Here is a 19,971-nt window from a genome sequence, read left to right as displayed (position 1 = left end):
CATTTGCAGGGGGCTTTAGAAATACTAAGAGCCTTGAAATTTGCGTTGTTATAAAAAAGTCAACTGTCTGAGCGCAGCGAGTTTTGACTTTTTTATAACATTTTTAGCAAATTCCAAGGCTCTTAGTATTTCTTATCCCCCGAAACAGTATCCCCCAGCACCAGAAAGTGCGCGGACCGTCCGTTTCCGTTTTTACATTCTATATTTCGCTTTTTTCTCCCGTGTCTGCAGTGCATTCCCCGCCTTTGCCGGCCGGTACAGCAGCATACAGGTTCCCGCATTCATAACAAGCGCACAGCACACATCCGATACGGAGTGCTGTTTTAAAAACATGGTCGAAAACACAATCAGCACCGTCAGGCCCAGGCAGACGTTTCGGAATACCGGGCGGTTTTTGAGCTGCTCGCTGTGTTCTACGGCAACAGCTACGGCTACGGAATTATATACGTGAATACTTGGGAATACGTTGGTCGGTGTGTCTGTCAGGTAAAGGCCTCTGACCAGATCCGTGAAAATGTTCTCCCGTGGGAATACCGTCGGGCGCAGGTTCTGGCCGTTCGGGTACAGATAGGAGATCACGAGGAACGCCGTCATTCCGATTCCCAGGTTGATAATCAGCTGATAATATTCTCTGCGGTTCTTGTTGCAGAGTCCGAAATAAAGGACAGACCATGCAATAAATCCAAACCACATAAAATAAGGAATCACAAAAAACTCACAGAACGGAATCATATCATCAAACGGAGTATGAATCAGATGATATCCTTTCGTAATGTGCGTTTCCAGATATTGAAAACATTTCAGATAGAAAATACCATAAACCACTACCGGAAGAAAATGCTTATATTTTTTTATTGTCTTCATAGTTTCCCTCCACTTTTCTGACGAGGTTTTTCTCTTCAACCTGCTGAAATTATAGCACACCGAAAACCGAAGTCAATAAGCTTTATTATTTTTTAAGAAACAATTCATCGGTTTCTGAAAACCGTCCTTGGGATGGAAATGTTCAAAGATCGCCGCGTCGAATTTTTTCCGTGTCCGGTTATATACATGCTCATCTTTTACCGTCCATGCAAATGCCGGTGTCCGAAACAGCATACGGTCGATCAGGAAACCCGGGCAGTCGGCGTAGCGGTGGTCGTAGGCGATAAAATCCGGTTTCCCGATAAAATTCAGCATCAGATGACGCGCCATTATCCGCAGGATCAGATGCACCTTATCATCCTTTGAAAAACGGCCGGAAAGCTGGCCGCGCAGCGTCTGCGGCATGTGGCGGCGGCACCAGCGGAGGGCCAGGCTGTTGAAGGATTCCATGCAGAACATACCGGTGTACCCCTCCATCTCCTTCTGAAATCCCGCACAGACCGCCGTGGAAAGTCCCGGCATCTTGATTTCGATTAAAAGCGGCACGCGGCCGTCTACCGTCTGCAGTACCTCACGAAGCAGCGGAATCTTTTCCGTGCTGTCGCCCAGATGGAACTGCTGGAGTTCCTCATACGTATAATCGCTGATTTTTCCCTCGTTTCCACACATCCGCTTCATCGTGTCATCGTGGAACACCACAATCCGTCCATCCTTTGTGATCTGAATATCCAGCTCGATGGCATATCCCTGCTCCGCCGCGCGGGCAAAAGCCGGAAGAGAATTCTCCGGAACTCCCTCCGCCGCGTTCCACAGACCGCGGTGCGCATAATTCCATTCCGCAAATTTCAGACATTCCTGCCGTCTCGATGTAGCCGGCAGAATGGAAAAGAAATAACCTGCTGCCAGAACGGCAAGCACTGCAAAAAATATGATCCAGAACATCATCTTTCCATCCCTTCTTTCACCCAGTCGCCCAAAAGGCGGAGACGCTCCGTTTCCAGTCCGATCCTTTCCTCCGTGCGGTGTCCGCCCGATTCTCCGTCCAGGTGGACCGGTTCCGCGCGGTCTGTCTGAAAGGAAAGGCTGCTGCACCGCTCCATATGTACCTCAGGAAATCCCGTGTGGCGTCCAAACAGCGCCATCGGCAGAAGATAGCTGACTTTCCATTTGGCAAGATTGGAAACCACCATCACGTCGAGCAGATCATCTGTCCCGTCCGCCTCCGGGCAGAAGCAAAAGCCGCCGCCCTCGTACGGAAAATTCATTGCCACTGCAAAAAGAACATTTTCAAACGAACGGTGTTCTCCGTTTTCCAGCGCTGCATCCAGTGTGAACGGTTCGAGATAAAAGAGCTGCCGCAGTGCAATCATCACATACGTAAGTTTTCCCAGATGCAGCCGGTTCAGCGTATTCTTGATTTTTGATGCCAGCGCCTCGTGGCAGATGCCTGCATCAAAACCGATGCCGGTGCTGACGAGAAATCTCCGCTTTTGGCTGCCAAGAAGCGCCGTTCCAATGTTGATCTCCTTTTCCTCCCCTTTCAGCACAGCTTCCAGCGCCTGCAGCGGATCGGAGGGAATTCCGGCACCGCGCGCAAAATCGTTGCCGCTTCCCGTTGGAATATAACCGAACTTTACATCCGACAGGCTGGTGATTCCATCGACCGCCTCATTCGCCGTACCGTCTCCGCCGATCGCCAGAAGGACATCATCGGGATTCCATACCCCTTTCGCGGTCAGCCGTGCTGCCGTCTCCCGTGCGCTTCCGTGATACTTTGTCGGATATACACGAAATTCCGTCCTGCGCCGCTCAAGCTCGCCCTCAATCACCGGCCACAGCTTCTCGCCGCGCCCCGACCGCGATTTTTTATTTACTATAATATGATACATTAAAGTCATACCTTCCTTTTTCTTCTGTAAAAAACCACTTCAAATCACCTGAATCATATTCTTACACAGCGAAACGGCAAGTGTTTCACTGCTGAGTGAACAGTAACCAAATCAGCCATATTGTAGCAGTTTTCCCCGCAAACCACAACTATCTTCACAAAATCTTAACTTGTTGCCGCCGTAAAAATTCCCGCACCCCTGTCTTTTCTTTCTTGACAGACCTTTTTGTTCTGCTAAAATAAAAAGTACCGCGGTTTCGTCCGCAGAACGTCACTCATTTCTGAGGAGGTTTTTATGAATTTTTACGATATGACACGCGCAGGGAGGATGATACGATGAAGCTCTCCCCCGCATTTCTCGCTTATAAGCTAAGCAGCGCTTTTTCGGTTCTTGCACCGGAAAACCTGCCGCTCTCCGGCACACTGGAGCTGCCTGTTCTTTATCAGACAGGCTCCGCAGCCACTGCGCACCGGGTCTTTCTCTGCACAGAAGAACAGATCGGCTCTCTTTCCTCCCTCCCTGAAGAAAGCAGTTCCCTTTTTCTTCTCTGTACCGAAGAACTGCCGGAGGAACTTCCGGCTCCGGTTTCGATCGCCGTTAAGAGCAGCGTATCCGCTGTTTTTTCGTTCCTGCAGGAGCTTTTCTGGACGTACGATTCATGGCAGAAGGAGCTGATGCAGGCACGTCTCGACGGAAAATCGATCCAGCATCTTTTAAATCTCTCCCTGCCTGTTTTTGCCCACCCGCTGATGGTGGTCGGCATGGATTTTTCCATCATCGCCGCAGCGTCCGAAGAACCTTCCTTTTTTCCCGAGAAGGTGTTTGGCTCCCTCGATGCAACGCGCCCGCTTCTGCTCTCCTTGACAGAAAGCAGCGAATACGCGTCCGTCCGCGATCTCGATGGATGGTTCCGCTTTCCGGATCACGTAACGGGACTTGGTTCCCTCTGCGTCAACATCACGCAGCATGGTCAGAGCGCCTACCGCCTGCTGCTCCTCGACACGAAAAAGGATCTTTCTGATTCCGAAGGCTTTCTTCTTGAATTTCTTGCAGAAATGATCCATCACGCCTTCCTGCACAATGTGATGCAGAAAACCTCGCCGGCGCAGTCGCTTCACACCGTGCTGCTCCGTGCCCTCGACGACCGGATGGCCGACTATATTGCGGTCAGCCAGGCTCTCGATGCGCTCGGCTGGCATTCCCGCCACACCTACTGCTGCCTCTATCTGCAGCTCTCCGATATGGATCAGAAAAACCTGACGGCAAACTCGGTCTGCGCCTATCTGGAAAATATTCTGACCGGCTGCTCCGCGTTTCCACACGGCGGCGGTATCGTTGCGTTCTTTAACCTCACGCTGTCCGATTTTTCCATGACCGATCTGATGGAACGCATGGTGCACTTTGTGGAGGACAGTTCCTTAAATGCCGGCTTTTCGCGCTGCATGAACGGCCACATGAATCTGCGCCGCCAGTATATCCAGGCAAAAATCGCCCTGCAGTTCGGTACGCGAAAATATCCCGACAAACGGATGCATCCGTTCAACGATATCTCGTTTGACTACATCCTCGATCAGGCAACAAAAAAGCTCCCAGGCTACATGCTGTGCCATGAGAGACTTCTCTTTCTGCAGGAGCACGACGACAGCTCCGGCAGTGACTATATGCGGACGCTCCGCTGCTATCTGGACAACCACTGCAATGTCGTCCAGACGGCGCGTGAGCTTTTTATCCACCGCAGTACCCTGCTCTACCGCCTGGAAAAGATCAAGGAAATTTTAGAATCTGATCTTTCCAGCCCGGATGAAATTCTGTATCTGATGCTTTCGTTCCGTTTTATCGACCTCGAGAATGAAGAAGAAAACCGTTCTGGATCTTCGCAGCCAGAAAAGCACAGATAAAACCAACCGCAATTCCCGCTAGGACATCGGTCGGGAAATGCACAAACAGATACAGTCTGGAAAATGCAATCAGGCAGGCCAGAATCAGTGCGGCAGCTCCTTCTTTTTTGTGCATCACAAAAATAGAGACTGCCGCCGCAAACGAGGCTGCCGAATGGCCCGATGGGAAGGAATAGTCCTTCGGAGCGGCAACCAGCAGCTTTACCTGCTCGTCAATCCAGCACGGACGCGGGCGCGCTGCCAGCGGCTTTAACACCAGATTACATAAAATCAAATCTAAAATCAGCGCGATCGCCATTCTTACACCGCATTTCCGGTATTTCGGAAGGATTAAGAAAACGGCGGTCAGCGCAATCCAGATCCATCCCGCATTTCCAAGTGAAGTGATTCCCACCATCACCCGATCGAGCACTGCATTGTGAAGATGCTGCAGTGCATATAAAATTGAAAAATCCATTCTTACCCCTCTCTGTAAAAAATGGGCATTTTTCTGCTGTACATCTGCTGATCGGCGGCCGCCTCGTACAGAAATTCCGCCAGGGCCTCTCTCGAGTATCCAGGCCGGAACTGGCTGCCGTCCAGCGAAATACTGCAGTTCTGCCCTACCTTTTTCACTTTCCCGTCTCTTCCCGGACACGTCCGCACCAGTGTCCAGTTCAGATCGCTCCGTGCCAGAACCTGTCCCATCTTCTGCATATCTTTATAGACACCTGGCCAGAAAATCTGCATGAATTTCGTACTCATTCTCTGGTATTTGTCCTCGCAGTCTCCAAACGCATGAATGCAGACATGGCCTACCGTCACAAACCGCGTTTTTCCAAGCTGCTTCATGGCCGAGAGAATCATCGCGTTTCCGTCAGCCAGCGGTGTCTCCTCTTCTTTTACATGTTTCACACGCATCGGAGTCAGCACGCTGATGACTGCATCCGCTTCCAGCAGTGCCTCCAGCACGCGTTCCCGGTTCTGAAGGCTTCCCTCAATCACGGTCATATTTTTTCTCGGCCAGATCGCTTTTGCATCCGGCACGTAGGCGGTCACCTGTGCGCCGTGAAGAAGCGCCGTGTTGGTCACATACTGCCCAAGCAGTCCCCCCAGACTGAATATTGTAATTTTCATGAAATCCTCACTCTCATCTGTGTGTCTTTTGTATCCTCCGCAGATTTTTTGACACACTTTCCTAATGTTATCTCCTATTCTAACACACCGCCCGTATACGATACAATGAAATAAAACTAAAAAAAGTATAACCTTTTTCGTCCTTTCTTCATATCGTAAGTAGAACCGTATTTTCAGGAGCTTTGATCTTATGCCCTATACTATCGTAATCGATGCCGGACACGGGGGAAGTGATCCGGGCGCTGTCTATGAGGGACGCAGGGAAAAGGATGACAATCTTTCCCTCGCCATCGCGGTCGGCGAGCTTCTTTCCCGGCAGGGTGTCTCTGTCATTTATACCCGCACAACCGATGTTTATCAGACGCCGTTTGAAAAGGCGCAGATGGCCAATCAGGCGGATGCCGACTTTTTTATTTCTTTTCACCGGAATTCTTCGGAGGAACCGAACCAGTATACCGGCGTGGAAACGCTTGTCTATGACAACTCCGACATCAAACAGACAATGGCAGAAAACATTAACGGCGCGCTCTCGGAGCTGGGATTCCGGAATCTCGGTGTCAAGGCACGGCCAGGGCTTGTTGTTCTGCGGCGGACGAAAATGCCGGCTCTTCTGATTGAAACCGGCTTTCTGAACAATGAGCAGGACAATACGCTCTACGATGAAAAGCAGGAAGAAATCGCCCGCGCCATCGCGGATGCAGTGCTTGGAACGCTGGATCTCGAGACGGTCACGGAGGCTGACCGGCGCGCTGCGGAAACGGAAGCCGCCCGTCCGTCCGTTTCAACAGCGGATACCGTCACTGCTTCCGCTTCGCCCCGTCCCACGCCGCCGGAACAGGAAAATCCTTCCGACACACCGGAAACCTTCTACCGTGTCCAGACCGGCCTTTTCCGCATCCGCCAGAATGCCGACCGTATGCTTTACGACCTTCTCGACCAGGGCTATCCCGCTTTTCTTCTCGCCGAGGACGGCTTTTTCAAGGTCCAGGTCGGCGCTTACCGCCAGCTCGGAAATGCCATTCTGATGGAACGCCGCCTGCGCCGCGACGGCTATTCCACCCTGATTACCACCTGAGCGTCTGACGCATCAGTCGAAAAAAGAGCGTGCCGGAATTTTGTTTTCCGACACGCTCTCGTTCTCCTTATAACTTTTTCAGTTTTGCAAACGAAGCAAACATTTTCTTCGTACCAGCCTGGTCGAAGTTGACGGTAACTTCATAATCTCTTCCGCCGTCCACGATATCCGTGACGATGCCGACACCGAACTTGATATGGCGCACCGTATCCCCGATTTCGTAATCGAGTTTCGTCGCCTTCTGCGCGCTGAAGGTTTTCGCCTGCTGCGGCTTCTCGCGGAATGCCTGCTTCATCGCCGCATAGACGCTGCCTCTCGTCGGAATGTCCATCTTCGGCTTCTGGTCTTCGATCTCCCCGCGCTCCCGCTCCAGGGAAATCAGCTCCCGCGGAATCTCTTTGACAAAACGGGACATCTTGTTGTACTGCACTTCGCCGCGGATCATTCTCTGGCGCGCACACGTCAATGTCAGATGCTGCATCGCACGCGTGATGCCCACGTAGCAGAGACGGCGCTCCTCCTCCAGCTCCGACGGATCATCTCCGGTGATCGTCATGTAGCTCGGGAAAATACCATCCTCCATGCCGGCAAGGAATACGTTCGGGAACTCCAGTCCTTTTGCGGAATGCAGTGTCATCAACAGCACGTAATCGCTCTCCTCATCCACCGAGTCGATATCAGACACCAGCGCAACCTCCTGCAGAAAACCACCGAGAGATGGCTGTTCGGCGCTCTCCTCATAATCCGCAATCTTTGAAATCAGCTCGTCGATGTTCTCGATGCGGGCTGCCGCTTCTTCGGTTCCCTCCGCCTGCAGATCTGCTACATAGCCGGTCTCCTCGATGATTTCATTCAGCAGCTCTTTGACCGACAGATAATCTGCTTTCGCGCGGAGTACCTGTAAAAAGGACGTGAAGGATTTAATCTTATTTAAAGACCGCATCAGCCCCGGCACATACTCGGCCTCGAGAAGCGCATCGTAGAAACGGATGCCCTGCTCTGCCTCCCAGTCCTGCACTTTGTTGATCGTCGCCGCTCCGATACCGCGCCGCGGAACGTTGATGATACGCAGTACCGCAAGGTCATCCTCCGGGTTCTCGATCACACGCAGATACGCCAGCAGATCCTTGATCTCGCGTCTCGCATAGAAGTTGACACCGCCCACGATTTTATATGGAACATTTGCAAGCAGCAGTTTCTCCTCAAAAAGACGGGACTGTGCGTTGGTACGGTAGAGAATTGCATAATCACGGTACTTCTTTCCCTCCGTGCGGACGCCGCGCGTGATTTCTCCTGCCACGTACTCCGCCTCCTCAAAACCGCTCTGGAACTGCCGCAGATCGATCAGGTCACCCTCCGGGTTCTCTGTCCACAGGCGTTTTGCTTTTCGTCCCTGGTTATTCGCAATCACTTCATTTGCCGCATTCAGAATATTCTGCGTGGAACGGTAATTCTGCTCCAGTTTAATGACCTTCGCATCCGGGAATACATGCTCAAAACTCAGAATATTTTCAATATTCGCCCCGCGGAATTTGTAGATCGACTGATCATCATCGCCGACAACGCAGAGATTGCGGTATTTTGCCGCCAGAAGGCTCACAAAGCGGAACTGAACCGTGTTGGTATCCTGATACTCATCGACCATGATATAGCGGAACTGCTCCTGATAATAGTCGAGCACTTCCGGGAACTGCTGGAATAATTTTACGGTCTGTACCAGCAGATCATCGAAGTCCATCGCATTGTTTTTCTTTAACTCTGCCTGATACTCCGCATAAACTGCCGCATACTTCTGCAGCTTCCAGTCGATTCCCGCGTCAATCCGGTACTGGTCCGGCTCGATCATCTCATCCTTTGCGGACGAAATTGCCGCCATGATCGCACGGTCGCGGTACAGTTTCGGATCCATCTGGAGCCGTTTCATGATGTCCTTGATCAGCGATTTCTGGTCATCGGTATCGTAAATTGCAAAATTGTTGGCGTATCCCAGACGTTCAGCATGGCGGCGCAGAATCCGCACGCAGCTGGAATGGAAGGTGCTGACCCAGATCCGCTCCGATCCGTATCCCACGATTTTATCGACACGCTCACGCATTTCTCCGGCGGCCTTGTTCGTAAAGGTGATCGCCATAATATTCCACGGATTGACGCCTTTGTCCCGGATTAGGGAGGCGATGCGGTGCGTCAGTACCCTCGTCTTTCCCGAACCGGCACCTGCAAGGATCAGAAGCGGCCCTTCGGTGTACTCCACAGCTTCCATCTGCATCGGGTTTAATCCTGTTTCTGTCTGATTCATGTTCTTTCTCCTTCATCTGCTTCGAATCTTTTCACATGCATCTCAGTATATAACAAATCCGCCCCGGTTACAAGTAAGAACGAACATACGTTGCATTTTTATCATGGAAACTTTTTTCGCAAAGTCCTTGCTATCTGGTATTAAAAACTATATAATGGGAACAGTGAGGTGATAACAAATGACGATAGACTCAGATAAAATTCTTCATGATTTACTGAATTCACTGGATTCTCTCGAAGGCATCCGCCCGGGGGAAATCCCGAACATTGCTTTATATATGGACCAGGTCACGACCTTTATGGACGCACAGCTCGCTTCTTCGCGCCGCTTCGAGTCCGATAAGGTTCTGACAAAAACAATGATCAACAACTATGCAAAAAACAAGCTGCTCCCGCCGCCGGTCAAAAAGAAATATTCGCCGGAGCACATGATGCTTCTGGTTTTTATTTACTACTTTAAAAACATCCTCTCGATCACGGATATCCAGACACTGCTCGCCCCGATCACCAATCGGTATTTCGGCACGGAGAGCGGCTTTTCCATCAAAGATATCTACGACGAAATTTTCCAGATGGAAAAAGAAGAAATTGCATCCGTAAAAGAAGATCTTCTGAAAAAAGCGGATGTATCCAAGTCCATGTTCGGCAGCTCACCGGAGGAGGACCGGGAATTTCTCCAGCTCTTTTCGTTTATCTGTCTGCTGAGTTTCGATGTCTATCTGAAAAAACAGATGATCGAGCACATGGTGGATGAACTGGCATCCCTCGCGGCGCCTTCTGATCCGAAAAAGAAAAATTAAGAGCAAACGTGTAATCAAAAAAGACGGCTGCGTTGGAATCGCACCGTCTTTTTTGATTTTACACATTTTCTTTCTTTTCCATCCGTTCAAACACCATCTCATATCCGTCGTTTCCATAGCTTAAGGAACGGTTCACGCGGCTGATCGTCGCCGTGGATGCTCCCGTCTTTTCGGAGATTTCCAGATACGTTCTCTTCTCCCGCAGCATTTTCGCCACTTCAAACCGCTGCGACAGCGAAAGCAGTTCATTGATGGTGCATACATCCTCAAAAAAAGTATAGCATTCTTCCTTATTCTTCAGACACAAAATTGCCTCAAAAAGCTGGTCTACTGCTTCTGAATGAAGTTTCTTGTTCATTTCAAGCCCTCCTGTACGAAAATTAAGTCCCCATCTCATTCTTATAACTCGGAATACTACCATTTTAGCACAGTAAAGTGTGAAATACAAGTCCTTTTATCCCTGCATCAGCAAAGCCTGTACCATCGACTCCCGTTGTCTGCGGTAATCGCTCGGCGAACAGGCCTTTACCGTCTTGAAGGTACGGTTGAAGGCACTTAAAGAAGAGAATCCGGAATTCATCGCCACATCCGTGATACTCATCTTTTTGTCGTACAGAAGCTCCTCTGCGCGTTTGACGCGTTTAGAATTGAGGTACTCATAGAATGTCATGTTCATGTACTGCTTGAAAATTCTGGTAAAGTGGAACTTGGAAAATCCGCTGACCGCAGCTACTTCCTCGAGAGAAAGATTCTCCATGTAATGGACATTGATATAACGGCAGGCGCTTAAAACAGCCTCTATATATTCCTGCTGCTTCATTGCCCCGAACGTATTCTGCGCGTTGGCATCCGAAAAGCCCTTACGGCCAAACTCTGAAAAAAGCTCTTTGAGGCCGGTACAGATTCTGTGCGTCATCACTGCGCTCTCATTATCGTATTCCCGCACCATTTCCAGAATCTGGCTGCGTAGAAACAGATAGAAGGGATCTTCCTCATCCTCTTTTTTGAAGTAGATGGCCGGAAGCCGCAGGAAAATTGTTTCCATTTCTTCTTGATTCTCCACACAGCCCGGTTCCACCAGCATGACAATCCGTTCTCCCTGGGATACGAATCTCATTCCGTGTACAACGCCGGAATTGATCATAATGATGTCGCCCTCTTTGAGATTATAGCTGTCTTTTCCGACAACAACCTCATATTCGCCTCTGGTCGGCATGATAATTTCAATTGCGGTATGCCAGTGCTTCGGATAGCCTTCTGTCACGGTGTTGTGAAAGATTTCAAACGCCGGCGGGTTTGCTGCATTCCGGTCAAATGTTTTCCCATGTTCCACTTTCTTCATCTTATTTCTTACCTCTTTTTATTACAGCAGCTCTGTAAACAGATCTTTTACGGTCGGATAAATCTTTGCAAATTTCTGATACTGGTGCTCATATTTCTCAACCAGTTCCGGTTCCGGCTCGATGGTCTCTGTCACACGAACAATTTTTTCTGCCGCCTCTTCTACGGATGAAAAGACACCGCAGGCAACGGCTGCCAGCATGGCTCCGCCAAGTGCCGGGCCTTCCTCGGACTCAATACGGTCCACTTTGATGTTCAGCACGTTTGCGATCATGCGTCTCCACAGCGGGCTCTTTGCACCGCCTCCGCAGATTTTCGTTCTCTCGATCTGGATGCCGAGGGATTTTGCTACCTCAAAGGAATCGCGGATCGCAAAGGCAACGCCCTCGAGAACAGCCTGGGTCATATCCTCTCTTGTGGTGTCCATGGTCAGGCCGATAAAGGTTCCTCTTGCATCCGGGTTGTTGTGCGGGGAACGCTCGCCCATCAGATACGGCAGGAAGAAGACATTATTCTCGCCAAGTTTTGTGATGTTCTCCTGCTCTTTTGTATATTCTTTTGTGCGGATGATTTCATCCATCCACCATTTGTTGCAGGAAGCTGCACTCAGCATGCATCCCATCAGGTGATAGTGGCCGTCTGCGTGTGCGAATGCGTGCAGGGCATTGTGGCTGTCTACGCCGAATTTGCTGCTGGAAATGAATACGGTTCCGCTTGTACCAAGGGAAACGTTGCACATGCCGTCGCCTACGGTTCCGGTTCCGACTGCGGCTGCTGCGTTGTCTCCGGCTCCTGCTACAACTTTACAGGTCTCCGGCAGTCCAAGTTCTGCTGCTACTTCCGGTTTTAAGGTTCCGACAGCGTCAAAGCTCTCATGGAGCTCCGGCAGCATCTCCAGGGAAATACCGCAGATTTCTGCCATCTCTTTAGACCAGCATTTGTTCTTGACATCCATCAGAAGCATGCCCGATGCATCGGAGTAGTCGCTTACGAATGCGCCGGAGAGACGGTATGCCAGGTAATCTTTTGGAAGCATGATTTTGCAGATTTTTGCGAAGTTATCCGGCTCATTTTCTTTCACCCAGAGAATCTTCGGTGCGGTAAAGCCTGCAAATGCAATGTTTGCGGTGTACTCGGAGAGTTTTTCTTTTCCGATTACGGTGTTCAGATAATCGGTCTGTTTTGCGGTACGGCCGTCGTTCCAGAGGATCGCCGGGCGGATGACGTTATCGTTCTCATCCAGGATGACAAGGCCATGCATCTGGCCGCCGAAGCTGATGCCGGCTACCTGGGATTTGTCTACGTCTTTTACCAGCTCGCGGATTCCCTCTTTGCTCTGCTCCCACCAGTCTTCCGGTTTCTGCTCAGACCAGCCTGGATGCGGGAAATACAGCGGATACTCTCTCGATACAATATTTACAATTTTGCCTTCCTCGTCCATCAGAAGCAGTTTGACAGCGGAAGTACCAAGGTCAACACCAATAAAATACATGTCGAATCTCCTTTTTCTACTCTTTTTCAAAAAGGGCGGCAGCAGACCTAGATCTCTGCTCCGCCCTTTTGCTTATGCGTTACTGCATATCTTTCTTATTTTTCAGTGAATCTTCCGGAACGGATTAGCCCCACGGATTCTCTGTCGGGTAACGAACACCCTTCGGCTGGTTGTAGCCGATCTCATCTACTTCAACACCGAGCATTTTGAATACTTCGAATAACGGTTTTCCGAAGTGTCCGAATGCTACTGCGCCGTGATGCGGATAGTTTTTCTCTACCAGTACGTGACGGTAGAATCTGCCCATCTCCGGAATAGCGAAGATACCGATGCTTCCGAAGGAACGTGTTGCTACAGGAAGAACCTCGCCCTCTGCGATGTATCCGCGCAGTTTTGCGTCAGATGTGCTCTGCAGACGATAGAAGGTGATGTCTCCAGGAACGATATCTCCCTCGAGGGTACCCTGTGTTACTTCTTCCGGAAGGGTTCTTGCCATGATCATCTGATATTTCATAGAGCAGAATGCCAGTTTGGTGGAAGCGGTATTTCCGCAGTGGAATCCCATGAAGGTATCTTTTAAGGTGTAATCAAATTTGCCTTTGATTTCGCTTTCATACATATCCTTCGGAACGGTGTTGTTGATGTCGAGGAGTGTTACGGTGTCTTTGGATACAACGGTTCCGATGAACTCGGACAGTGTTCCGTAGATATCTACCTCACAGGATACCGGGATGCCCATCTTGGTCAGACGGCTGTTGACATAGCAAGGAACGAATCCGAACTGTGTCTGGAATGCCGGCCAGCATTTTCCGGTCAGGGTTACGTATTTTCTGGATCCTTTGTGTGCTTCGATCCAGTCTAACAGGGTGATCTCGTACTGAGCCAGTTTCGGCAGGATTTCCGGTTTCAGGTTTCCTTCGCCGAGCTCTTTTGCCATATCTTCTACGACTGCCGGGATTCTCTCGTCGCCTGCGTGTTTGTTGAATGCTTCAAACAGGTCAAGCTCGGAGTTCTCTTCAATTTCTACGCCGAGGTTGTACAGCTGTTTGATCGGTGCGTTACATGCCAGGAAGTTGGTCGGACGCGGTCCGAAGCTGATGATTTTCAGGTTCTTAACAGCTACAACTGCAGTTGCAACCGGTACGAAATCTTTGATCATGGCTGCTACGTCTTCTGCATCGCCAACCGGGTACTCCGGAATGTATGCGTGCAGGTTGCGCAGTTTCAGGTTGTAGCTTGCGTTCAGAACGCCGCAGTATGCATCGCCGCGTCCGCCTACAAGGTCGTCGCCGGTCTCTTCTGCTGCTGCTACTACCATGCAAGGTCCGTCGAAGTATTTTACAAGCAGGGTTTCCTCGGTCTCCGGTCCGAAGTTTCCAAGGTATACAACAAGTGCATCACACTCTGCTTTTTTCAGGTCTTCGAGTGCGTTCATCATGTCGATTTCATTCTCGACGATGATTGGACATTCGTAGATTTCTCCGTCGTATGCTTTTACGACTGCTTTTCTTCTGTTCTCGGAAAGGCTGTTCGGGAAGCAGTCACGGCTTACTGCAACGATACCTAATTTGATTTCCGGTGTATTGTTGATCATTTTTGAAGATCCTCCTTTTTGGGTTTTCTTGGTTTTTGGTTTCTTTTTATGTTCAGAACTGCTCTTTTGGGGCAGTGTTTCTGATTTCTGGTTTTGTCTCTGGTTTTATTTTACCGAGAGGTTTTCTCCTTTGATGCCTGCTACGCTTCCGGCGATGTTTGCATCCGGGTGGCTTAAGAGCCATTTGTTTCTGGCGAAGAGCAGGTCGTCTTCCGGGGTGTGTTTTTCTTCCAGGGTGATGTCGGTATTGGTTCCTTTTGGAAGGACTACGACGCATTTGAAGCCGCTGGCTGCCACGTTGCATGGTGCGTAGTGGAGGGTGGTTGCGTAGACTTCAATGGTGGTTCCGGCCGGGATTAAGAAGGCCTCCATTTTGGATGAGTCGTAGGTGTGGTCTTCGGTGATGTCCTGTTCTTTTCCGAGGATCAGGATCAGGTCGGTTACGGCGATGTTGATTTCGCTGTCGCGGTGGTATTCTACGGCGTTCAGTAAATGGTTGTGGCCGTTGCAGTAGCCGATCTGGATCGGCATGCCGCCGTAGAGGCTGTCGGATACGGACTGGGCGCTTTTGCAGGCTTCGAGGCTTTCAATGGAAGGCTCGTAGACTACGTCGTCGGGACATGGGGTCTCGGACATGGCGGTGATGATGTCGCTGACGTCGAGGTCTTTGATGACTTTGCCGTACTGGCGGAATGCTTCGTCTGTTACTTTCAGAATCTGCATTGTGTTGGTGCTCCTTTCGTACAATTAGTTTAATGATTGAACTAATTGTAATATAGCACTTGTATGTACTTCTTGTCAACATGTATTTGGATGAAAAAACGGACGGGTTGACAAATAAGGGGGAGGTTGGTATACTTTAATACGTTAAAATAATAAGACGCTAGGGGAGCCTTTGGCTGAGAACGTGGGACAGGGATAAGCTCACGGACCTCACTACCTGAACGGGATAATTCCTGCGTAGGGAAGCTGGAACGTGGTTTCGGAGGTGATTCGGGACTGTGTTTTTATGTGAGCCCCTCCAAGCGGAATGCGAAGGAGGTTTTTTTATGAGTTTTTTTGTTACTGCTGACGGCGGACTGACGACGGCCGGTTATGTTGGATGCGTGGTGCTGATGGTGGCGCTGGTGGTGATTGCTTCGGTTCTTTCTGCTCAGAAGAGTAAGGGGACGGGAATGGATGCAAGGAAGCTGGCGTTTTGTGCGATGGGGATGGCGCTGGCGTTTGTGACTTCGTATGTGAAGGTGTTTGAGCTGCCGTACGGGGGATCGGTTACGTTGTTTTCGATGCTGTTTATTGTGCTGATTGCGAACTGGTATGGGGCGAAGACGGGTATTCTCGTTGGTTTTGCTTATGGACTGCTGCAGTTTATCCAGGGGCCGTATGTGCTGTCGCTGTTCCAGGTGTGCTGTGATTATGTGTTTGCGTTTGCGGCGCTGGGTGTGGCCGGATTCTTTGGAAAGAAGAAAAACGGGCTGCTGATCGGGTATATTGTGGCTGTGCTGGCGAGGGGATTTTTCCATACGTTAGGCGGATATCTGTACTGGATGGATTATATGCCGGAGAATTTCCCGCAGTCTTTGAAGGCGCTGTATCCGATTATTTACAACTACAGCTATCTGCTGGCTGAAGGTGTACTGACGGTGATTCTGATCTCGCTGCCGCCGGTGAAGAAAGCACTGCAGACGGTTGCAAGAACGGCACATGGTGCAAATTAAATAGAATTACGTGAAAAAATCCGGGAACGCATGATTTTGCGTTTCCGGATTTTTTACGTGGATATCAAAATTTACTGAGCACTCTCCTCTGCGGCTGTGTCGGCGGCGGAACTCATGGGGGTGATGACGATGTTTTCTACGCCGATTCCGGTTTTGCGGGTTACGATGTCTTCGATCTGGGCACGCTGTTCCTCGGTTACTTCTTTCATCGGAACGACGATGTCGGCGGTTTCGCCGGTCAGGTTTACGACGACATCGTTGAAGCCTTTGGCTTCGAGGAGGAGTTCGGTTGCCGACTCTTTTTCTACGAGTTCCGTCATTTCCACCATGCTCTGGACGGCGCTCTGGCGCTCGGTTTCGGAGAGGTTGGTGTTGTTGATGATTTCGTTTAAGGTGTCTTTATTCTGGGAACGGATCTGTTCCCGGTCGATTTTGGCCTGGGCCATGTATGTAGATGCCCCGGCAAGGACAGCCTCTCCCGGTGTTTCTGTGATGGTCCGCGAGGAATCGCCAGCGGCTCCGGCGTCCACCTCATCGGTGATGTCGGTGTCAAGGCTGGAGATGTCTTTTAATACGGTGCTTGTGTCTGCGGTGGTTCCGTCTGCCGTTCCTTTGGTGGACAGGGTGCTGTCCGCATAGTTGATGTATCCGGCGACGGCAATCATGATCGCAAGGGCGGTGATGATGACCTGGTTTTTCCGGAATTTTTTCTTTTTCCCGGCCGTCTTTTTCGGCGATGGTGTCTCTGCCATTTTCTCAGGTGCATTCATTTCCTGTTCTAATTTTTCCACGCATTTGACTCCTTTACTTCATTTTGACTACTTTAATCTTATTTGCGCCCACCTGAAATAATGCCATCACGGCCTCCTGAATCTCCTGTATCGTCACCGGGTTTCCCCCGCCTTCTGCGATAACGAGCACGCCGCGCACTGCCGGGTACTCCTCGGAAACCACATACGGTGTCTCGGCCCCGTTCTGTGTCTTTTCATAGACAGTTGCCTCATCCTGCGACGAGGATGTAACGCTTCCGGTCTCCTCTCCCTTCTTGTTTTCCTCCGTTGTGCTCCGCGTTGGAACATCTTTTTCCACAATCTTTTTTCCTGTGGATTCCAGCGTCACCACGACGTGCACTGCGCCCACACCGTCCATCTGGGAAAGTGCGTCACAAAGGCGCTGTTCCATCTCCTCCTGCACCGAAAGTCCCGCATCTCCCGCCGGACGCGCAGCCGTCTCCTGCGGCTGTTCTGTCTCCTCACCGGTCTTTTTTGTTCCCGTCGGCAGCAGCAGGACAACGCCGATTGCCGCCAGCAGGAAGTACAGCATCCACTGCTCCTTTTTCTGTTTCCGGAAAAACGCCGCTGCCTTTTCCCTCATAGGCCTATTCCGAAATCTCTACCATAATATGCGCCGGATCGGTTCCGTAGACCTCACTTAAAACACTTTTGATCTCTGTCAGCTTTTCATCGAGCATTTCCCGCTGTTTTTTCTGTTCTTCGCGGTAAATGCTCGTCTGCCGCATCGGCGCTTCAATGCGGATCTCTTTTGCCTCACCGGTGTTTCCCGGCTCCAGCGTTACCGAAACGGCTGCCCCCGGAATGCCGCTCTCTGACAGATACATCCGGATCTGGCGCTCCGTCTCTTTTTCCCAGGCGCCCACGTAATACTGTTTTTCAAAGCTTTCTGCACGAATCTGTACATTTTCCATTGCTGCTGCCTCCTCTTCCAGCGTCAGACGGTCGAGCGTCTGCGCCATTTTCTGCTCCAAACCTCCCGCTTTTAGCACGGGCTGGAAAAAAATCAGTACCATCACAATTCCAAGAAAAAACTGAACCGGCTTCTTGTCCTCCTTCTCCGGGATCAGGTTCAGCACAGTTGTCATAAAAATCAGAAAAATTGAAATATTCTTAAGCCACTGCAGAATCTCTTCTACCATGCCGCCTCCCGCCGCTGCCTGCCCAACTACACGCTAGAGCGTGTCTGAAAAACCATTTCCGCAAGCTGCAATCCCCACTTTGCGGTATATTTTACCCTCATTCGGTTGCCGTAGCCCGCTACGCCGCCCTCATTCGGATAAAATCTCCCACAAACTGGGACTCGCAGCTCACGAAAAGCCTTTTTCAGACAAGCTCTAGGAAAAAGTTCCCGCCAGGATTGCAATCGTCAGCAGAAACAGGACTTCTACGGTCAGAAGGAGACGCAGAAGCATCGCATATCCTTTTCCTGCCGCCGCAAGACATCCCGCGATCCGCTTGTCCGAGACGGGCTGCGCCGCCGCGGCGAGAAGGCGGAAGGAAAGACCCGAAACGAGAAGCTGAACGGCGGGGACCATGCCTGCTGCGAGCAGTACCAGCATTGCCGTCACGCCAAAGCAGTTGCGGATCAGCACTGCGGAGCCTGCCACCAACTCGGTTACAGCATTCACCGCATTTCCGATGCCGGGAATCATTCCGGCAGTCCGCCAGAGTGCCATCTGCCGCAGGGAATCGAGCGCCGGTGCGATCAGATTCCGGATCATCTGCATTCCCACAAGTACGCCGAGCGACGATTTTAAAAGGCCGTTCACGCAGGTTTCCAGCAGCTCTGTCATATGGGACAAAATCTCCTCGCCGGAAAGATCGTTTACAAGGGCGATGAGCAGATAGATATGGATCATCGGGAGGACGAGGGCGAGCAGAAGCTTTTCGACAGCTAGAATCACTAGAAGGAGCATCTGATAAAACATCACGGCTGATGATGCGCCCCCGGCGGCCGCGGCCGCCAGATAGTAGGATGGCGTCAGGATCCGCATAAAAGCGACCAGCGATGTGATGACAGCTTTCAGGTTTTCCCCGCTCGACTGGAAATTTTTCAGAATCAGTGCAAGCGCAAGCAGATAGACCATATAAAAACTGGCGTCCCTGACCTGTTTTCCTTCAAAGAGAGAGGAAAAACTGCCGAGCACCGCGCCTGCCAGAACGAGGAGAAACAGCTCCTTCATCAGCCCCTTCTGCGCAAGGAATGCTGTTTTGGCACAGGAGAGAACGGCATTTCCGGCACGGAAGGTGCGGAAGGGATCGCCATCCTGCAAAAGAGAACGCACCGTACCGGCAAAAGAAAACTGCTGGCTGGACAGCAGGCTGTCCACTTCCTGCTGGATTGCATCGAAGTCGAGTTCTGCAAGAAGTTCGTCCTGCGCTGCTGCTGCCTGATCCGTTTCGGTATCCGCTGCTTCGATTTTCTGCGTTCTTCCCGTTCCGAAAATGAGACACAGAAAAAGCAGCGCCATGCCCCATCCGGCTTTTTTACAGAAAATCATGAACCGTTTCCAGCAGAGCGAGCAGCACTGGCATACTGACGGCAAGGACCGCCAGGCGGGCGAACAGTTCAATCTGCCCTGCAATGGAAGAATAGCCCGCATCCTTACAGATCCCGGCGGAAAACTGCCCCACATACGTGATCCCAAGCATTTTCAGCAGTGTATTCAGATACGATGAGTCCACCGGGAGATACGATTTCATTTGTGCGAGCATGCCGAGCAGATACTGCATTTTTCCGACGGTCCCGGCAAGAATGCAGAGGCCGGCACCGACCGTCACAAGGAGGGCAAATTCCGGCTTTGCTCCCTTTACTGTGATTCCAAGCAGCACGCCCGCCGTGCCAAGCGCAGCGATCCGAAGTATATCCATATGATCCCCTCCGTTTTTTCTCCCTGCTCTTAAATTGTAAACAGTTGTTTGATGTCCTCAAACAGAGCGGAAATATAGGGAAGAATCCAGAACAGCACCAGCACAAGACCGGCAAGGCTTGCAAGAAATGCCTGTTCTTCCCGGCCGCTGTGTTTTAATACCTGGCACAGGACCGATACCAGAATCCCGACTGCCCCGATTTTAAATAGAATCCCGACCTCCAC

General features: G+C 50.8%; 21 protein-coding genes and 2 pseudogenes. 5 read left to right on the top strand and 18 right to left on the bottom strand.

Going from position 1 to position 19,971, the window contains the following annotated elements; all coding sequences use genetic code 11:
• Window positions 1-192 precede the first annotated feature (192 nt).
• The 3 genes from DXA55_RS11795 to DXA55_RS11785 form a co-directional block, all read right to left on the bottom strand.
• Window positions 193-864, bottom strand: coding sequence for a phosphatase PAP2 family protein (locus tag DXA55_RS11795; RefSeq protein ID WP_117814285.1), 672 nt, complete (start codon window positions 862-864; stop codon window positions 193-195).
• 72 nt (window positions 865-936) lie between these two features.
• Window positions 937-1,809, bottom strand: a complete 873-nt coding sequence (locus DXA55_RS11790; RefSeq protein WP_022463211.1) for a glycerophosphodiester phosphodiesterase family protein — start codon at window positions 1,807-1,809, stop codon at window positions 937-939.
• Window positions 1,806-2,753, bottom strand: coding sequence for a diacylglycerol/lipid kinase family protein (locus DXA55_RS11785; protein WP_055228514.1), 948 nt, complete (start codon window positions 2,751-2,753; stop codon window positions 1,806-1,808). The genes DXA55_RS11790 and DXA55_RS11785 overlap by 4 nt, the downstream gene beginning before the upstream one ends.
• 335 nt (window positions 2,754-3,088) lie before the next feature.
• Here DXA55_RS11785 and DXA55_RS11780 point away from each other — a divergent pair, with 335 nt between their 5' ends.
• A complete protein-coding gene (locus tag DXA55_RS11780; RefSeq protein WP_117510252.1) occupies window positions 3,089-4,651 on the top strand; it encodes a PucR family transcriptional regulator in 1,563 nt (520 codons plus the stop codon).
• Here the strand turns inward: DXA55_RS11780 and DXA55_RS11775 are convergent.
• Both DXA55_RS11775 and DXA55_RS11770 read right to left on the bottom strand, forming a co-directional pair.
• Complete coding sequence (locus DXA55_RS11775) at window positions 4,587-5,108, bottom strand: phosphatase PAP2 family protein (RefSeq protein WP_055221420.1); 522 nt, start codon at window positions 5,106-5,108, stop codon at window positions 4,587-4,589. The two genes, DXA55_RS11780 and DXA55_RS11775, sit on opposite strands and share 65 nt — an antisense overlap.
• Window positions 5,109-5,110: 2 nt before the next feature.
• A complete protein-coding gene (locus DXA55_RS11770; RefSeq protein ID WP_147342018.1) occupies window positions 5,111-5,767 on the bottom strand; it encodes an NAD(P)-dependent oxidoreductase in 657 nt (218 codons plus the stop codon).
• Between the two features lie 190 nt (window positions 5,768-5,957).
• On the opposite strand from DXA55_RS11770, the gene DXA55_RS11765 reads away from it, so the two are divergent.
• Window positions 5,958-6,842 (top strand): N-acetylmuramoyl-L-alanine amidase, encoded by an 885-nt coding sequence (locus DXA55_RS11765; protein WP_117814281.1) that lies wholly within the window; start codon window positions 5,958-5,960, stop codon window positions 6,840-6,842.
• Between the two features lie 67 nt (window positions 6,843-6,909).
• On the opposite strand, the gene pcrA is transcribed toward DXA55_RS11765, so the two are convergent.
• Window positions 6,910-9,138, bottom strand: a complete 2,229-nt coding sequence (gene pcrA / locus DXA55_RS11760; RefSeq protein WP_117814279.1) for a DNA helicase PcrA — start codon at window positions 9,136-9,138, stop codon at window positions 6,910-6,912.
• A gap of 178 nt (window positions 9,139-9,316) precedes the next feature.
• On the opposite strand from pcrA, the gene DXA55_RS11755 reads away from it, so the two are divergent.
• Window positions 9,317-9,937 (top strand): DUF1836 domain-containing protein, encoded by a 621-nt coding sequence (locus tag DXA55_RS11755; protein WP_117814276.1) that lies wholly within the window; start codon window positions 9,317-9,319, stop codon window positions 9,935-9,937.
• A gap of 58 nt (window positions 9,938-9,995) precedes the next feature.
• Here DXA55_RS11755 and DXA55_RS11750 read toward each other — a convergent pair whose 3' ends face one another.
• From DXA55_RS11750 to DXA55_RS11730, 5 genes are all read right to left on the bottom strand, one after another.
• Complete coding sequence (locus DXA55_RS11750) at window positions 9,996-10,295, bottom strand: YerC/YecD family TrpR-related protein (protein ID WP_022463203.1); 300 nt, start codon at window positions 10,293-10,295, stop codon at window positions 9,996-9,998.
• A gap of 96 nt (window positions 10,296-10,391) precedes the next feature.
• The gene (locus DXA55_RS11745) at window positions 10,392-11,279 is read right to left on the bottom strand and encodes an AraC family transcriptional regulator (RefSeq protein ID WP_117814274.1); all 888 of its coding nucleotides are present in this window, start codon (window positions 11,277-11,279) and stop codon (window positions 10,392-10,394) included.
• Between the two features lie 21 nt (window positions 11,280-11,300).
• Complete coding sequence (gene xylB, locus DXA55_RS11740) at window positions 11,301-12,770, bottom strand: xylulokinase (RefSeq protein ID WP_055264758.1); 1,470 nt, start codon at window positions 12,768-12,770, stop codon at window positions 11,301-11,303.
• Window positions 12,771-12,894: 124 nt separating this feature from the next.
• Window positions 12,895-14,361, bottom strand: a complete 1,467-nt coding sequence (locus tag DXA55_RS11735) for an L-fucose/L-arabinose isomerase family protein (RefSeq protein ID WP_055221457.1) — start codon at window positions 14,359-14,361, stop codon at window positions 12,895-12,897.
• 108 nt (window positions 14,362-14,469) lie between these two features.
• Entirely contained in the window at window positions 14,470-15,087 is a 618-nt protein-coding gene (locus tag DXA55_RS11730; RefSeq protein WP_055221409.1) for a DUF4867 family protein, read from the bottom strand.
• A 326-nt stretch (window positions 15,088-15,413) separates the two neighbouring features.
• Here DXA55_RS11730 and DXA55_RS11725 point away from each other — a divergent pair, with 326 nt between their 5' ends.
• On the top strand, window positions 15,414-16,082 hold the full coding sequence (locus DXA55_RS11725) for an energy-coupled thiamine transporter ThiT (protein ID WP_055221407.1): 669 nt from the start codon (window positions 15,414-15,416) through the stop codon (window positions 16,080-16,082).
• 71 nt (window positions 16,083-16,153) lie between these two features.
• On the opposite strand, the gene DXA55_RS11720 is transcribed toward DXA55_RS11725, so the two are convergent.
• Genes DXA55_RS11720 through DXA55_RS11710 form a run of 3 tightly spaced genes read right to left on the bottom strand, consistent with a single transcriptional unit; the run spans window position 16,154 to window position 18,015 of the window.
• Window positions 16,154-16,873 carry a SpoIIIAH-like family protein gene (locus tag DXA55_RS11720; RefSeq protein WP_242998515.1) on the bottom strand — a complete coding sequence of 240 codons (720 nt, stop codon included), beginning with the start codon at window positions 16,871-16,873 and terminating at the stop codon, window positions 16,154-16,156.
• 13 nt (window positions 16,874-16,886) lie between these two features.
• The gene (locus DXA55_RS11715; protein ID WP_055264760.1) at window positions 16,887-17,456 is read right to left on the bottom strand and encodes a hypothetical protein; all 570 of its coding nucleotides are present in this window, start codon (window positions 17,454-17,456) and stop codon (window positions 16,887-16,889) included.
• Window positions 17,457-17,460: 4 nt separating this feature from the next.
• Window positions 17,461-18,015 (bottom strand): stage III sporulation protein AF, encoded by a 555-nt coding sequence (locus DXA55_RS11710; RefSeq protein ID WP_022463195.1) that lies wholly within the window; start codon window positions 18,013-18,015, stop codon window positions 17,461-17,463.
• Window positions 18,016-18,029: 14 nt separating this feature from the next.
• Here DXA55_RS11710 and DXA55_RS19340 point away from each other — a divergent pair.
• Window positions 18,030-18,158, top strand: a pseudogene (locus DXA55_RS19340) (DUF6783 domain-containing protein); the annotation flags it as partial.
• On the opposite strand, the pseudogene DXA55_RS19335 reads toward DXA55_RS19340, so the two are convergent.
• The 4 genes and pseudogenes from DXA55_RS19335 to spoIIIAC form a co-directional block, all read right to left on the bottom strand.
• Window positions 18,108-18,239: pseudogene (locus DXA55_RS19335) on the bottom strand (DUF6783 domain-containing protein); the annotation flags it as partial. The pseudogenes DXA55_RS19340 and DXA55_RS19335 overlap by 51 nt on opposite strands.
• The gene (locus DXA55_RS11705) at window positions 18,211-19,377 is read right to left on the bottom strand and encodes a stage III sporulation protein AE (protein ID WP_055221402.1); all 1,167 of its coding nucleotides are present in this window, start codon (window positions 19,375-19,377) and stop codon (window positions 18,211-18,213) included. The pseudogene DXA55_RS19335 and the gene DXA55_RS11705, both read right to left, overlap by 29 nt.
• Complete coding sequence (locus DXA55_RS11700; protein WP_055221401.1) at window positions 19,364-19,747, bottom strand: SpoIIIAC/SpoIIIAD family protein; 384 nt, start codon at window positions 19,745-19,747, stop codon at window positions 19,364-19,366. Before DXA55_RS11700 ends, DXA55_RS11705 begins: the two co-directional genes overlap by 14 nt.
• Before the next feature lie 29 nt (window positions 19,748-19,776).
• The gene (gene spoIIIAC, locus DXA55_RS11695) at window positions 19,777-19,971 is read right to left on the bottom strand and encodes a stage III sporulation protein AC (RefSeq protein ID WP_022463192.1); all 195 of its coding nucleotides are present in this window, start codon (window positions 19,969-19,971) and stop codon (window positions 19,777-19,779) included.

The organism is Blautia sp. OF03-13 (assembly GCF_003460685.1).
GTDB classification, from domain to species: domain Bacteria; phylum Bacillota; class Clostridia; order Lachnospirales; family Lachnospiraceae; genus Fusicatenibacter; species Fusicatenibacter saccharivorans.
This window is presented reverse-complemented; position numbering and strand designations above follow the sequence as displayed.

Coding starts and splice junctions, on each gene's coding strand:
- DXA55_RS11715 (WP_055264760.1), bottom strand. CDS start 17,456: ATGAGGGAAAAGGCAGCGGCGTTTTTCCGGAAACAGAAAAAGGAGCAG.
- DXA55_RS11705 (WP_055221402.1), bottom strand. CDS start 19,377: ATGATTTTCTGTAAAAAAGCCGGATGGGGCATGGCGCTGCTTTTTCTG.
- DXA55_RS11765 (WP_117814281.1), top strand. CDS start 5,958: ATGCCCTATACTATCGTAATCGATGCCGGACACGGGGGAAGTGATCCG.
- DXA55_RS11755 (WP_117814276.1), top strand. CDS start 9,317: ATGACGATAGACTCAGATAAAATTCTTCATGATTTACTGAATTCACTG.
- DXA55_RS11730 (WP_055221409.1), bottom strand. CDS start 15,087: ATGCAGATTCTGAAAGTAACAGACGAAGCATTCCGCCAGTACGGCAAA.
- DXA55_RS11785 (WP_055228514.1), bottom strand. CDS start 2,753: ATGTATCATATTATAGTAAATAAAAAATCGCGGTCGGGGCGCGGCGAG.
- DXA55_RS11795 (WP_117814285.1), bottom strand. CDS start 864: ATGAAGACAATAAAAAAATATAAGCATTTTCTTCCGGTAGTGGTTTAT.
- DXA55_RS11700 (WP_055221401.1), bottom strand. CDS start 19,747: ATGGATATACTTCGGATCGCTGCGCTTGGCACGGCGGGCGTGCTGCTT.
- DXA55_RS11780 (WP_117510252.1), top strand. CDS start 3,089: ATGAAGCTCTCCCCCGCATTTCTCGCTTATAAGCTAAGCAGCGCTTTT.
- xylB (WP_055264758.1), bottom strand. CDS start 12,770: ATGTATTTTATTGGTGTTGACCTTGGTACTTCCGCTGTCAAACTGCTT.
- DXA55_RS11790 (WP_022463211.1), bottom strand. CDS start 1,809: ATGATGTTCTGGATCATATTTTTTGCAGTGCTTGCCGTTCTGGCAGCA.
- pcrA (WP_117814279.1), bottom strand. CDS start 9,138: ATGAATCAGACAGAAACAGGATTAAACCCGATGCAGATGGAAGCTGTG.
- DXA55_RS11745 (WP_117814274.1), bottom strand. CDS start 11,279: ATGAAGAAAGTGGAACATGGGAAAACATTTGACCGGAATGCAGCAAAC.
- DXA55_RS11725 (WP_055221407.1), top strand. CDS start 15,414: ATGAGTTTTTTTGTTACTGCTGACGGCGGACTGACGACGGCCGGTTAT.
- DXA55_RS11775 (WP_055221420.1), bottom strand. CDS start 5,108: ATGGATTTTTCAATTTTATATGCACTGCAGCATCTTCACAATGCAGTG.
- DXA55_RS11770 (WP_147342018.1), bottom strand. CDS start 5,767: ATGAAAATTACAATATTCAGTCTGGGGGGACTGCTTGGGCAGTATGTG.
- DXA55_RS11750 (WP_022463203.1), bottom strand. CDS start 10,295: ATGAACAAGAAACTTCATTCAGAAGCAGTAGACCAGCTTTTTGAGGCA.
- DXA55_RS11710 (WP_022463195.1), bottom strand. CDS start 18,015: ATGGTAGAAGAGATTCTGCAGTGGCTTAAGAATATTTCAATTTTTCTG.